This window comes from Enterobacter cloacae complex sp. ECL72 (assembly GCF_019056635.1).
GTDB lineage: Bacteria > Pseudomonadota > Gammaproteobacteria > Enterobacterales > Enterobacteriaceae > Enterobacter > Enterobacter hormaechei_C.
Map to the genome: position 1 here is coordinate 2,738,335 of NZ_CP077659.1, position 12,614 is coordinate 2,750,948.

Annotated in this window: 10 protein-coding genes; 6 read left to right on the forward strand and 4 right to left on the reverse strand. The window is 58.6% G+C overall.

All coding sequences use genetic code 11. From position 1 onward, the window contains the following. The first annotated feature begins 141 nt into the window (after nucleotides 1-141). The 3 genes from nrdA (at nucleotide 142) to yfaE (ending at nucleotide 3,912) form a co-directional block, all read left to right on the forward strand. Nucleotides 142-2,427: a class 1a ribonucleoside-diphosphate reductase subunit alpha gene (gene nrdA / locus KTH07_RS13300; protein ID WP_023295072.1), complete on the forward strand. Its 2,286-nt coding sequence runs from the start codon at nucleotides 142-144 to the stop codon at nucleotides 2,425-2,427. A 100-nt stretch (nucleotides 2,428-2,527) separates the two neighbouring features. Further along, nucleotides 2,528-3,658 (forward strand): class Ia ribonucleoside-diphosphate reductase subunit beta, encoded by a 1,131-nt coding sequence (nrdB, locus tag KTH07_RS13305; protein ID WP_032620274.1) that lies wholly within the window; start codon nucleotides 2,528-2,530, stop codon nucleotides 3,656-3,658. Beyond that, a complete protein-coding gene (gene yfaE, locus KTH07_RS13310; protein WP_003859419.1) occupies nucleotides 3,658-3,912 on the forward strand; it encodes a class I ribonucleotide reductase maintenance protein YfaE in 255 nt (84 codons plus the stop codon). The genes nrdB and yfaE overlap by 1 nt, the downstream gene beginning before the upstream one ends. Nucleotides 3,913-3,995: 83 nt before the next feature. On the opposite strand, the gene glpQ is transcribed toward yfaE, so the two are convergent. Together glpQ and glpT are read right to left on the reverse strand one after the other, a co-directional pair. Continuing rightward, nucleotides 3,996-5,057: a glycerophosphodiester phosphodiesterase gene (gene glpQ / locus KTH07_RS13315; RefSeq protein ID WP_023304137.1), complete on the reverse strand. Its 1,062-nt coding sequence runs from the start codon at nucleotides 5,055-5,057 to the stop codon at nucleotides 3,996-3,998. An 11-nt stretch (nucleotides 5,058-5,068) separates the two neighbouring features. Further along, complete coding sequence (gene glpT, locus KTH07_RS13320; RefSeq protein WP_003859423.1) at nucleotides 5,069-6,421, reverse strand: glycerol-3-phosphate transporter; 1,353 nt, start codon at nucleotides 6,419-6,421, stop codon at nucleotides 5,069-5,071. A gap of 250 nt (nucleotides 6,422-6,671) precedes the next feature. Between glpT and glpA the strand changes: the two genes are divergently transcribed. Genes glpA through glpC form a run of 3 tightly spaced genes read left to right on the forward strand, consistent with a single transcriptional unit; the run spans nucleotide 6,672 to nucleotide 10,694 of the window. Then, nucleotides 6,672-8,300 (forward strand): anaerobic glycerol-3-phosphate dehydrogenase subunit A, encoded by a 1,629-nt coding sequence (glpA, locus tag KTH07_RS13325; protein WP_063162039.1) that lies wholly within the window; start codon nucleotides 6,672-6,674, stop codon nucleotides 8,298-8,300. Further along, nucleotides 8,290-9,507: a glycerol-3-phosphate dehydrogenase subunit GlpB gene (glpB, locus tag KTH07_RS13330; RefSeq protein ID WP_032619312.1), complete on the forward strand. Its 1,218-nt coding sequence runs from the start codon at nucleotides 8,290-8,292 to the stop codon at nucleotides 9,505-9,507. The genes glpA and glpB overlap by 11 nt, the downstream gene beginning before the upstream one ends. Then, on the forward strand, nucleotides 9,504-10,694 hold the full coding sequence (gene glpC / locus KTH07_RS13335; protein ID WP_023304139.1) for an anaerobic glycerol-3-phosphate dehydrogenase subunit GlpC: 1,191 nt from the start codon (nucleotides 9,504-9,506) through the stop codon (nucleotides 10,692-10,694). The genes glpB and glpC overlap by 4 nt, the downstream gene beginning before the upstream one ends. A gap of 31 nt (nucleotides 10,695-10,725) precedes the next feature. On the opposite strand, the gene KTH07_RS13340 is transcribed toward glpC, so the two are convergent. Together KTH07_RS13340 and KTH07_RS13345 are read right to left on the reverse strand one after the other, a co-directional pair. Continuing rightward, nucleotides 10,726-11,925 (reverse strand): nicotinamide mononucleotide deamidase-related protein YfaY, encoded by a 1,200-nt coding sequence (locus tag KTH07_RS13340; protein ID WP_017693016.1) that lies wholly within the window; start codon nucleotides 11,923-11,925, stop codon nucleotides 10,726-10,728. Between the two features lie 94 nt (nucleotides 11,926-12,019). Continuing rightward, on the reverse strand, nucleotides 12,020-12,562 hold the full coding sequence (locus tag KTH07_RS13345; protein WP_017383419.1) for a YfaZ family outer membrane protein: 543 nt from the start codon (nucleotides 12,560-12,562) through the stop codon (nucleotides 12,020-12,022). Nucleotides 12,563-12,614: the final 52 nt, after the last annotated feature.

The window sequence follows — 12,614 nt, forward strand, 5'->3', positions numbered from 1 at the left end:
CGATACTAGAATACTCACCATATAGCGTTCTTCTTATCGCAAAACCCCTATATGTAGTATTTATCCACAGAGTTAGTCACAAGACGGTTCTGTGGATAAGCGGGGGATATTTTTTTATTTCACGGACAGGTAAAAACCCACATGAATCAGAGTCTGCTGGTGACAAAGCGCGACGGTACCACCGAGCGTATCAATCTGGACAAAATCCATCGAGTTCTCGACTGGGCAGCAGAAGGACTGAACAACGTATCTATCTCCCAGGTTGAACTGCGTTCTCACATTCAGTTCTACGACGGCATCAAAACGTCTGATATCCACGAAACCATTATCAAAGCCGCGGCAGATCTGATCTCCCGCGACGCACCGGATTATCAGTACCTCGCTGCGCGTCTGGCGATTTTCCACCTGCGTAAAAAAGCCTACGGCCAGTTCGAGCCGCCGAAGCTTTACGATCACGTAGTGAAAATGGTCGAGCTGGGCAAATACGACACGCATCTGCTGGAAGACTATACGGAAGAAGAGTTCGAGCAGATGAACGGGTTTATCGATCACTGGCGCGACATGAACTTCTCCTACGCGGCGGTGAAGCAGCTCGAAGGCAAATACCTGGTTCAGAACCGTGTGACGGGCGAAATCTACGAGAGCGCCCAGTTCCTCTATATTCTGGTGGCCGCCTGCCTGTTCTCTAATTACCCGCGTGAAACCCGTCTGGACTACGTGAAGCGTTTCTACGATGCGGTCTCTACGTTCAAGATTTCTCTGCCTACGCCAATCATGTCTGGCGTGCGTACCCCTACCCGTCAGTTCAGCTCCTGCGTACTGATCGAGTGTGGTGACAGCCTGGATTCTATCAACGCGACCTCCAGCGCCATCGTGAAATACGTCTCCCAGCGTGCCGGTATCGGCATCAACGCCGGCCGTATCCGTGCGCTGGGCAGCCCGATCCGCGGCGGTGAAGCGTTCCACACCGGCTGTATTCCGTTCTACAAGCACTTCCAGACGGCAGTAAAATCCTGCTCTCAGGGCGGCGTGCGTGGTGGTGCAGCGACCCTGTTCTACCCGATGTGGCACCTGGAAGTGGAAAGCCTGCTGGTTCTGAAAAACAACCGCGGCGTGGAAGGCAACCGCGTGCGTCACATGGACTACGGCGTGCAGATCAACAAGCTGATGTACACCCGTCTGCTGAAAGGGGAAGACATCACCCTGTTCAGCCCGTCCGACGTCCCGGGTCTGTACGACGCGTTCTTCGCCGATCAGGACGAATTCGAGCGTCTGTACACCAAATATGAAAAAGACGACAGCATCCGCAAGCAGCGCGTGAAAGCGGTCGATCTGTTCTCCCTGATGATGCAGGAACGTGCTTCTACCGGCCGTATCTACATCCAGAACGTTGACCACTGCAACACCCACAGCCCGTTCGATCCGGTGGTTGCCCCAGTGCGCCAGTCCAACCTGTGCCTGGAGATCGCCCTGCCGACCAAACCGCTGGAAGACGTGAACGACGAAAACGGTGAAATCGCGCTCTGTACGCTGTCCGCGTTCAACCTGGGTGCGATTAAGAGCCTGGACGAGCTGGAAGAGCTGGCGGTGCTGGCGGTTCGTGCGCTCGACGCCCTGCTGGATTACCAGGATTACCCAATCCCGGCGGCAAAACGCGGCGCAATGGGCCGTCGCACTTTAGGTATCGGCGTGATCAACTTCGCCTACTGGCTGGCGAAAAACGGCAAGCGTTACTCCGACGGCAGCGCCAACAATCTGACGCACCAGACGTTCGAAGCGATCCAATACTACCTGATGAAAGCCTCTAACGAGCTGGCGAAAGAGCAAGGCGCGTGTCCGTGGTTCAACGAAACCACCTACGCGAAAGGCATTCTGCCGATCGACACCTACAAAAAAGACCTGGATGCGATCGTCAGCGAGCCGCTGCACCTCGACTGGGAAGGCCTGCGCGAGTCCATTAAAACTCACGGCCTGCGTAACTCCACGCTCTCTGCCCTGATGCCGTCCGAGACCTCTTCGCAGATCTCCAACGCCACCAACGGTATTGAGCCACCGCGCGGCCACGTCAGCATCAAAGCGTCGAAAGACGGCGTGCTGCGTCAGGTGGTGCCGGATTACGAAACGCTGGGTGACAACTACGAGCTGCTGTGGGAAATGCCAAACAACGACGGCTATCTGCAACTGGTGGGTATCATGCAGAAGTTTATCGACCAGTCGATCTCTGCCAATACCAACTACGACCCAACGCGCTTCCCGTCTGGCAAGGTTCCGATGCAGCAACTGCTGAAAGACCTGCTCACCGCCTACAAATTTGGCGTGAAAACGCTGTACTATCACAACACCCGTGATGGTGCGGAAGACGCCCAGGACGACCTGGTGCCGTCAATTCAGGACGATGGCTGCGAAAGCGGCGCATGTAAGATCTAAGCACTTCGCCGGGTGGCGCTACGCTTACCCGGCCTACGGTTTTGTAGGCCCGGCAAACGCAGTGCCGCCGGGCAATAAAATCTCAACAGGACTCACCGCAATGGCATATACCACCTTTTCACAGACGAAAAACGACCAGCTCAAAGAGCCGATGTTCTTCGGCCAGCCGGTCAACGTGGCACGCTACGATCAGCAAAAATATGACATCTTCGAAAAGCTGATTGAAAAGCAACTCTCCTTCTTCTGGCGTCCGGAAGAAGTTGACGTTTCCCGCGACCGTATCGATTTCCAGGCGCTACCGGAACACGAAAAGCACATCTTCCTCAGCAACCTGAAGTACCAGACGCTGCTGGACTCCATCCAGGGCCGTAGTCCAAACGTGGCGCTGCTGCCGCTGATCTCGATTCCTGAGCTGGAAACCTGGGTAGAGACCTGGGCGTTCTCCGAGACGATCCACTCCCGCTCTTACACCCACATCATCCGCAACATCGTGAACGATCCGGCGGTGGTGTTTGACGATATCGTCACCAATGAGCAGATCCAGAAGCGCGCGGAAGGCATTGCGCACTACTACGACGAGCTGATCGAGATGACCAGCTACTGGCATCTGATGGGCGAAGGCACGCATAACGTGAACGGCAAAACCATTACCGTAAACCTGCGGGCCCTGAAAAAGCAGCTGTACCTGTGCCTGATGAGCGTCAACGCGCTGGAAGCAATCCGCTTCTACGTAAGCTTCGCCTGCTCCTTCGCTTTTGCCGAGCGCAAGCTGATGGAAGGTAACGCCAAAATTATCCGCCTGATCGCCCGTGACGAAGCCCTGCACCTGACCGGCACCCAGCATATGCTGAACCTGCTGCGCAGCGGCGCGGACGACCCGGAAATGGCTGCGATTGCCGAAGAGTGCAAGCAGGAATGCTACGATCTGTTCGTGCTGGCCGCCCAGCAGGAGAAAGAGTGGGCAGACTACCTGTTCCGCGACGGCTCCATGATTGGCCTGAACAAAGACATTCTGTGCCAGTACGTGGAGTACATCACTAACATCCGCATGCAGGCTGTGGGTCTCGATCTGCCATTCCAGACGCGCTCTAACCCGATTCCGTGGATCAACACCTGGCTGGTGTCCGATAACGTGCAGGTTGCGCCGCAGGAAGTGGAAGTGAGTTCTTATCTGGTCGGTCAGATTGATTCTGAAGTCAACACCGACGACCTGAGCGATTTCCAGCTCTGATGAGCCGCGTAACGCTGAGCCTTTCTGGTACAGAGGTGTTGTGCCAGGAAGAGCACCCTTCTCTGCTGGTGGCGCTTGAAGCGCATCAGGTAGAAGTAGAGTACCAGTGTCGTGAAGGCTACTGCGGCTCCTGCCGCTGCCGTCTGGTCGCAGGCCAGGTAGACTGGCTGACCGAACCGCTGGCCTTTATCAGTGAAGGGGAGATTTTGCCCTGCTGCTGCCGGGCAAAAGGCGATATTGAGATCGAGATGTAATTATGTCGGGTGGCGCTTCGCTGACCCGACCTACAAAACCGCAGTTCGTAGGCCGGGTAAGGCGCAGCCGCCACCCGGCAATTTCAGCGTTTATCCTTCAAAAAGCTCACCGCTTTATCCGGGAAATCCGTAAACACCCCGTCCACATCCGCCTGGTTATACAGTACGTCGTAAAGCTGATTCACGTCCGTCGCATACTCCGGCAGCTGGTCTGCGCGTACGGTATACGGATGCACCTGCATCTTGCTCGCATGCGCCTCTTTCACCATCGCCGTCAGCTTCACGTGACCCGGCGTTGAGCCTTCCGCCACCAGCATGTGGTAATCCGGCCCGATGCCGTCGGCGTACTGCGCAATCTGCTTCATCGCGCCCGGCTTAAACATCCAGTCGTAGGTGTAGTTCACCCACTTCCCGTCCGGCTGTTTTTCCTGGGTTTCATTCCAGTCGGTATACGCAATCAGCTGCACCAGATTGAGATCCATCCCCATTTTCGGCTCCAGCTCGGTTTTGATGCGCTTCAGTTCCGCGGCGTCGAAACATTGCAGGAAAACCTTATCCTGCTTGCTGGTGTAGCCGTACTTTTTCAGTACCTCCAGCGTCTTCGCGGCAATGTCCTTCCCTTCCTGATGGTGGAACCACGGCGCTTTGATTTCCGGGTAGATACCGATATTTTTTCCTGTCGAGTGGTTCAGCCCCTGAACAAACTCGATCTCCTCTTCGAAGGTGTGAATACGGAAGTCAGACTTGCCCATCGGGAAACGTCCCGGATAGACCTGTACCTTCTTACCGTTTTCAATCTCGAAGCCCTCGGTAAACTTCAGCGAGCGGATCTCCGCCAGCGTGAAGTCGATGGCGTAGTAGCGACCATCTTTACGGGCGCGATCCGGGAAACGCTCCGCCACGTCCGTCACGCGGTCAAGATAGTGGTCATGCAGAACGACCAGCTGGTCGTCCTTCGTCATCACCAGATCCTGCTCCAGATAATCCGCGCCCTGGGCATAGGCCATCGCTTTTGCCGGCAGCGTATGCTCCGGCAGATAACCGCTGGCGCCACGGTGGGCGATCACGATCTTATCCGCCGCCAGCGCGGAGCCTGTCATCAGGCCCGCCAGCAGCAGACCTGTCGCTAACTGAGTTAATTTCATCGCAATGCTCCTTATTGACGACGCGCCAGCACTTCGGCGTGGTGACGTTTTTCACCAATCATCACAACAACCAGCAGCAGAACAGCCAGCACGCTGCCGCCAATCATCACCATAAAGCCGCCATCCCAGCCGAAGAAGTCGACGGTGTAGCCGACGATGGCGCTCGCAGCGACCGAACCGCCGAGGTAGCCAAACAGACCGGTAAAGCCTGCCGCCGTGCCTGCCGCTTTCTTCGGCGCCAGCTCCAGGGCATGCAGACCAATCAGCATAACCGGACCATAAATCAGGAAGCCGATGACGATCATACAGGCCATATCCACACCCGGATTCCCCGGCGGGTTAAGCCAGTAAACGACCGTCGCGATGGTGACCAGCGTCATAAAGAACACGCCCGTCGCCCCACGGTTGCCCTTAAACACTTTGTCCGACATCCAGCCGCAGATCAGCGTGCCGGGAATGCCCGCGTATTCATACAGGAAATAGGCCCAGGAGGATTTATCCAGCGCGAAGTGCTTCACCTCTTTCAGGTAGGTTGGCGACCAGTCGAGGATGCCGTAGCGCAGCAGGTAGACAAATACGTTTGCCACCGCGATGTACCACAGCAGCTTGTTCGGCAGCACGTACTTCATGAAGATCTGCTTTGCCGTCAGCTCTTCTTCGTGCTTCTCGCTGTAATCATCCGGGTAGTCGTTTTTGTACTCTTCAATCGGCGGCAGGCCGCAGGACTGTGGGGTGTCGCGCATCAGAGCGAAGGCGATAATCGCCACCAGAATGGCGCCAAAGGCTGGCATATAGAGCGCGGCATGCCAGTCGTTGAACCAGGCCATCCCCAGCAGGAACAGCAGCGGCGGAAGCCCGCCCCCGACGTTATGTGCGCAGTTCCACACAGATACAATTCCACCACGCTCTTTCTGTGACCACCAGTGAACCATGGTGCGTCCGCATGGCGGCCATCCCATCCCCTGGAACCAGCCGCAGAGGAACAGCAGCACGAACATGATGGCAATGCTGGAGGTCGCCCACGGCACAAAGCCCATGAACAGCATCACCGCTGCCGCGAGGATCAGACCGGCGGGCAGGAACACGCGCGGATTCGAACGATCCGACACCGACCCCATAATGAACTTCGAAAAACCGTACGCGATGGAGATCCCCGACAGCGCAAATCCCAGATCGCCGCGAGAGAAGCCCTGCTCCACCAGGTACGGCATGGCGAGCGCAAAGTTTTTACGTACCAGATAGTACGCCGCATACCCGAAGAAGATCCCGAGGAAGATTTGCCAACGCAGACGGCGGTAGAGAGGATCAATCTCTGCCTCTGGCAGTCGCGCCCGATGTGGCGCAGGTTTAAAGATACTGAGCATAACAGCCTCCGTGGCCTTTCAAAAAATGACCGGGCATCTCGCGCCCGGCTACAGAGGCGGCGATGTTAAGAAATCACGGTGAATGTTACTGTGAATCAACGCACAGATTGTTACAGAAATATGACAGAATGCGCAAAAAAGCGCATGAAATCACGTTTCACTTTCGAATTTCGCGCGTTTATGTTCGAAATCAAACAAACCACACGATCAATGTGGCTAAATGCTAAAAAACGAACATAGAGGAAAGGCAATGACAATTCACGATCCACGCTTCAGCGATGTGATTATCATTGGCGGTGGCGCGACGGGTGCCGGCATCGCACGCGACTGCGCCCTGCGGGGATTGAGCGTCACGCTTCTGGAACGCCACGATATCGCCACCGGCGCGACGGGACGTAATCACGGTCTGTTGCACAGCGGCGCCCGCTATGCGGTCACTGACGCTGAGTCAGCACGCGAGTGTATCGCTGAAAACCAGATCCTCAGGCGCATCGCCCGCCACTGCGTTGAACCGACCAACGGTCTTTTTATCACCCTTCCAGAAGATGACCTCGGCTTTCAGCAAACCTTTATCACCGCCTGCACGGCGGCAGGCATTCAGGCCGAGGCGATCGATCCTGCGCAGGCGCGCCGTCTTGAACCCTCGGTAAACCCGGCGTTACTGGGCGCGGTAAAAGTACCGGACGGAACCGTTGATCCTTTCCGCCTGACCGCCGCCAATATGCTCGACGCGCGGGAACATGGCGCCCAGATCCTGACCGGGCATCACGTCACCGGGCTTATTCGTGAAGGTAATACCGTGCGCGGGGTGCGCGTGTTTGATGCGCAGTACAACGAACACCGCGAGCTGTATGCCGCCGTCGTGGTCAACGCGGCGGGGATCTGGGGCCAGCGCATCGCGGAATACGCGGACCTGTCGGTGCGCATGTTCCCGGCGAAAGGCTCGCTGCTGATCCTCGACCACCGCATCAATAACCATGTCATCAACCGCTGCCGTAAACCGTCTGACGCCGATATCCTCGTGCCGGGGGACACCATTTCGTTAATCGGCACGACCTCAATGCATGTGGACTACAGCGAAATTGATTACAACCGCGTCACCGCTGAAGAGGTGGATATCCTGCTGCGCGAAGGGGAAAAGCTGGCCCCGGTGATGGCGCAGACGCGTATTCTGCGTGCCTACGCGGGCGTGCGTCCCCTCGTCGCCAGCGATAACGATCCGAGCGGGCGTAACGTCAGCCGCGGCATCGTGCTGCTCGATCACGCCGAACGCGACGACATGGACGGGTTTATCACCATTACCGGCGGCAAGCTGATGACCTACCGGCTGATGGCCCAGTGGGCCACCGATGCCGTCTGCCGTAAGCTCGGCAACACCGCACCGTGCGTGACGGCGGAACAGGCTCTGCCCGGCTCGCAGCAATCGACAGAAAAAACGCTGCACAAAATCATTTCACTCCCTGCCCCGCTTCGCGGTTCGGCGATTTACCGTCACGGCGACCGCACCCCAACCTGGCTCGGTGAAGGGCGACTCAGCCGCAGCCTGGTGTGCGAATGCGAAGCCGTGACCGCAGGCGAGGTGCAGTATGCCGTGGAAAACCTGACGGTGAACAACCTGCTCGATTTACGCCGCCGCACGCGCGTCGGGATGGGCACCTGTCAGGGGGAGCTGTGCGCCTGCCGTGCCGCCGGGCTGCTGCAACGTTTTCACGCCACCACGTCAACCCAGTCGCTTGCCCAGCTCAGCGATTTTTTAAACGAGCGCTGGAAAGGCATTCAGCCCGTCGCCTGGGGCGATGCCCTGCGCGAAAGCGAGTTTACCCGCTGGGTCTATCAGGGGCTTTGCGGTCTGGAGAAGGAGCACAACCATGAAATTTGATACCGTGATTGTGGGTGGGGGGCTGGCGGGCCTGCTGTGCGGCCTCAAACTGACGCAGCGGGGTCTGCGCTGCGCCATTGTCACTCGCGGTCAGAGTGCCCTGCACTTCTCTTCCGGCTCGCTGGATTTACTGGGCGCGCTATCGTTCGCCGATCTGCCGCCTGAACATCCCTACCGCCTGACGGGCGCAGAGAATATGGCCCGCTTTGCCTGCGAAACCGAACACCTGCTCACCACCTGCGGCGCACGCATGCAGGGTGACGCCGAGCAAAATCATCAGCGCGTCACGCCGCTCGGCACCCTGCGCGCCGCCTGGCTTAGCCCGGAAGAGGTGCCTGTCGCCCCCATCGCTGCCGAGCGCGTGCGGGTGGTGGGGATCAGCGGCTTCCTCGATTTCCAGCCACATCTGGCCGCCGCGTCTCTCAGACAGCAGGGTGTTCAGGTGGATACGGCGGAGATTGATCTCCCCGAACTCGACGTGCTGCGCGAAAACCCCAGCGAGTTTCGTGCGGTGAACATTGCCCGCCTGCTGGATAATGAAAGTTATTGGCCGCAGCTGTACGCGGCGCTTCAACCGCTCGGCAAGACCTGCGACGCCCTGTTTATGCCCGCCTGTTTTGGCTTAACGGACAACCGGCTCTGGCGCTGGCTCTCGGCGCGCCTGCCCTGTACGCTCGGTTTACTGCCGACGCTCCCCCCTTCCGTGCCCGGCATTCGTCTGCACACCCAGCTTCAGCGTCAGTTTGTTGCCCAGGGTGGCGTCTGGATGGCAGGCGACGAGGTGAAAAAAATCACCCTGGCTGAGGGCGCGGTAAGCGAAATCTGGACCCGCAACCACGGCGACATCCCGCTTCGCGCACGCTTTACGGTGCTGGCAAGTGGCAGTTTCTTCAGTAACGGTCTGCTGAGCAGCCGGGATGGCGTGCGTGAGGCGATCCTCGGTCTGGACGTCCGGCAAAGCGCTTCCCGCGCGGACTGGTATCAAAGCGATTTCTTCACCCCGCAGCCCTGGCAGCAGTTCGGCGTGATCGTCGACAGCCAACTGCGCCCGCGGCTGGGCGGGGAACCGGTTGAAAATCTTTACGCCATCGGCTCGGTTCTGGGCGGGTACGATCCCGTGGCGCAGGGCTGCGGTGGCGGCGTCTGCGCCGTCACTGCGCTGCATGTCGCGGAGCAGATTATCCAGCGCAGGGAGGGAGCACAATGAACGACACCCAATTTGAAAGCTGTATCAAATGCACGGTCTGCACCACGGTTTGCCCGGTCAGCGGCGTCGATCCGCGCTATCCCGGCCCGAAACAGGCCGGTCCCGACGGGGAGCGTCTGCGCCTGAAGGATGGCGCGCTCTACGACGAGGCGCTGAAATACTGCATCAACTGCAAACGCTGCGAAGTTGCCTGCCCGTCGGACGTGAAAATAGGCGATATCATCCAGCGCGCCCGCGCCCGCTACAGTACGCAAAAACCGACGCTGCGTGACGCGATACTGAGCCACACCGATCTGATGGGTAGCCTCTCGACGCCTTTCGCGCCGGTCGTCAATGCCGCCACCGCCCTGAAGCCGGTGCGCAGGCTGCTGGATGCGACGCTCAAAATCGACCATCACCGCAGTCTGCCGAAATATTCTCACGGCACCTTCCGCCGCTGGTTTAAATCCGTGGCGGCAGAACAGGCGCAGTTCTCTGAGCAGGTCGCCTTCTTCCACGGCTGCTACGTGAACTACAACCATCCGCAGCTGGGAAAAGACCTGCTGAAAGTGCTGAACGCCATGGGAACGGGCGTTCAGCTGCTGAGCAAAGAAAAGTGCTGCGGCGTTCCGCTGATTGCCAACGGTTTCATCGACAAAGCGCGCAAGCAGGCGAGCAGCAACGTCACCTTTTTACGCGAGGCGATCGTCGACAAAGGCATACCGGTACTGGCGACGTCGTCAACCTGTACCTTCACGCTGCGCGATGAATATCCGCATCTGCTGGATGTAGATAACACCGGCCTGCGCGAGCACATTGAGCTGGCGACCCGTTTTCTCTGGCGCAAACTGGACAGCGGGCAGACGTTACCGCTGGGCAAATTGCCGCTGAAGGTGGTGTATCACACGCCATGTCATATGGAGAAGATGGGCTGGTCGATCTATACGCTTGAGCTGCTGCGGCTGATACCGGGGCTGGAGCTGACGGTGCTGGACTCACGCTGCTGCGGCATCGCAGGCACGTACGGCTTCAAGCGTGAAAACTACCCAACGTCACAGGCCATTGGCGCGCCGCTGTTCCGGCAGATTGAAGAGAGCGGCGCAGATATCGTGGTGACGGACTGCGAAACCTGCAAGTGGCAGATCGAGATGTCCACCAGCAAACGCTGTGAACATCCCATTACCTTGCTGGCAAAAGCTCTGGCGTAACCGTTGCCGGGGACGCGGCCCCGGCACACTCTCACTCCACGAACAGCGATTCGACGACGTTGATCCAGCCGTGCTCGCTGGCGACCTCTTTCCCGTTCAGCCAGCGGCGCAGCATGTTCAGCGCCATCATCGCGCACACCTCCTGACGCACGGCCAGGCTGTGGCGGGTAATGCTCATCCTGACCCGCAGGGCGTGCGTCCCTTCCGGCGTTGCCAGGGCAAAGTTGAGGTGCTCCTCATCCAGCCCGCCCACAAACAGCGCCAGCCCGGCGAAATGCTTCACTCTGCGCTCGGACGCCCAGCGCGCCGTCTGCGCCAGCGTCTCCTGCTGGAACGGCACCACTTCACTGGCCAGCAGCGGCGCACCCGCCCGGGTAAGCTGAAGCGCCAGAAGCCCACCGGTAAACTGCTCGCTTAACGTCACGCTCAACTGGCGGGACTGCAAATGCGCTGCGATCTGCGCCGGCAGCCCTTCCGTTCCTTCGAAAATCAGGCTTTCCCCGGCGACGCGCTGCACTTCCGGCCACAGCGCCAGCATGGCGGCTTTCTCTGACGCCGGTCCGGTCAGCTTCAGTTCAATAATCGGCATGGAGGAGCGATAGCCCATCGACACGCCAGGAGGCAGTTGCAGGTGATCGAGGCTCTGGGCCAGATCGCTTTCCGAGCGACCAAAGGTGGTCAGACGCAGGCACAGCGGCGGTTCAGGCAGCGTAAAGCGCGCGCGCAGGCGCGGCAGGATCTGCTGCTCGACCATCACTTTAAATTCCGACGGGACGCCCGGGGTGAAGAACATCAGGCAGCGGTTCAGCTGAACGGCAAACCCGCAGGCGGTGCCGACCGGGTTATCAATCAGTTCCGCGCTGGCGGGAATTTCAGCCTGCTTGCGGTTGCTGGGGGCCATCACGCGGCCACGCCCGGAGAAAAAGCGCTCCATCTGTGCCAGCCACGCCTCGTGCAGAACCAGGCCTTCGCCTTTGGCCGTGGCGGCGGCCAGCGCGCTGAGATCGTCGCTGGTGGGTCCCAGCCCGCCGTTCACAATCAGCACGTCGCAGCGTTCGCTGCGCTCGCGCAGAACGTTGACCAGCGACTCAAGATTGTCACCTACGGTGTTGCGGCGCGTTAACGGTAATCCTTGCTCAAAGAAGAGATCGGCGAGCCAGGCGGCATTGGTATCAATGATTTGCCCATGCAGCACTTCGTCGCCAGTGGATAACATTTCCACATTTATCATTGTGTTCTCCCATTTCAATGGTCAAAACACTATAGCGCAATCGAGGACCGGGGGAAGAGAGAAACTGGCGCGACTGAACGCCGCGCCGAGAGGATTAGAAACCGGCGCTCACGCCAATGTACGGGCCGTCTGCCAGGGCGTTGTCGCGGTTGCCGTCTTTACCGGCCAGGTTCAGATAGCGATAGCCCGCTTCGATGGTGATCGGACGCATGATGGTCCAGCGCGCGCCGGCATTAGCTTCCTGATAGCTGTCGATACCGCTGGAGAGGGAATCCGGGGAGTAGTAGTACTCACCGAACAGGCCAAAGCTGTCGCCAATTTTCCACTGCAAGCCGCCGCCCACTGCCGCCGCGTAGCCTTCGTCGCCGTCGTTCGGGTTGGTGTAAATGCCTTTACCGCCGACGGTCGCCAGGAAGGGACCCAACGGCACGTTGAAGCCGAGGCCCAGGCTTGCCGCATCCCCATCGTCGTCGTTGTGCGTCCAGCCGCCGGTCATTGCCAGGCCTGCGCTATCCGTGCCAAGACCAAAGCCCAGATGGGTATAATCTTGTCCCGCCGAGCCGTTGAAGGAAATTGCGTTTGCCGCTGCTGAAACAAACATCAGGCCGCTTAAGCCCATTAATGCCACTTTTTTCATTGTCGTGATCCCGCACAATTTATTCAGAGATGTCCAAAAACCGCGAGATTTT

Coding starts and splice junctions, on each gene's coding strand:
- KTH07_RS13345 (WP_017383419.1), bottom strand. CDS start 12,562: ATGAAAAAAGTGGCATTAATGGGCTTAAGCGGCCTGATGTTTGTTTCA.
- yfaE (WP_003859419.1), top strand. CDS start 3,658: ATGAGCCGCGTAACGCTGAGCCTTTCTGGTACAGAGGTGTTGTGCCAG.
- glpQ (WP_023304137.1), bottom strand. CDS start 5,057: ATGAAATTAACTCAGTTAGCGACAGGTCTGCTGCTGGCGGGCCTGATG.
- glpT (WP_003859423.1), bottom strand. CDS start 6,421: ATGCTCAGTATCTTTAAACCTGCGCCACATCGGGCGCGACTGCCAGAG.
- nrdB (WP_032620274.1), top strand. CDS start 2,528: ATGGCATATACCACCTTTTCACAGACGAAAAACGACCAGCTCAAAGAG.
- nrdA (WP_023295072.1), top strand. CDS start 142: ATGAATCAGAGTCTGCTGGTGACAAAGCGCGACGGTACCACCGAGCGT.
- glpC (WP_023304139.1), top strand. CDS start 9,504: ATGAACGACACCCAATTTGAAAGCTGTATCAAATGCACGGTCTGCACC.
- KTH07_RS13340 (WP_017693016.1), bottom strand. CDS start 11,925: ATGATAAATGTGGAAATGTTATCCACTGGCGACGAAGTGCTGCATGGG.
- glpA (WP_063162039.1), top strand. CDS start 6,672: ATGACAATTCACGATCCACGCTTCAGCGATGTGATTATCATTGGCGGT.
- glpB (WP_032619312.1), top strand. CDS start 8,290: ATGAAATTTGATACCGTGATTGTGGGTGGGGGGCTGGCGGGCCTGCTG.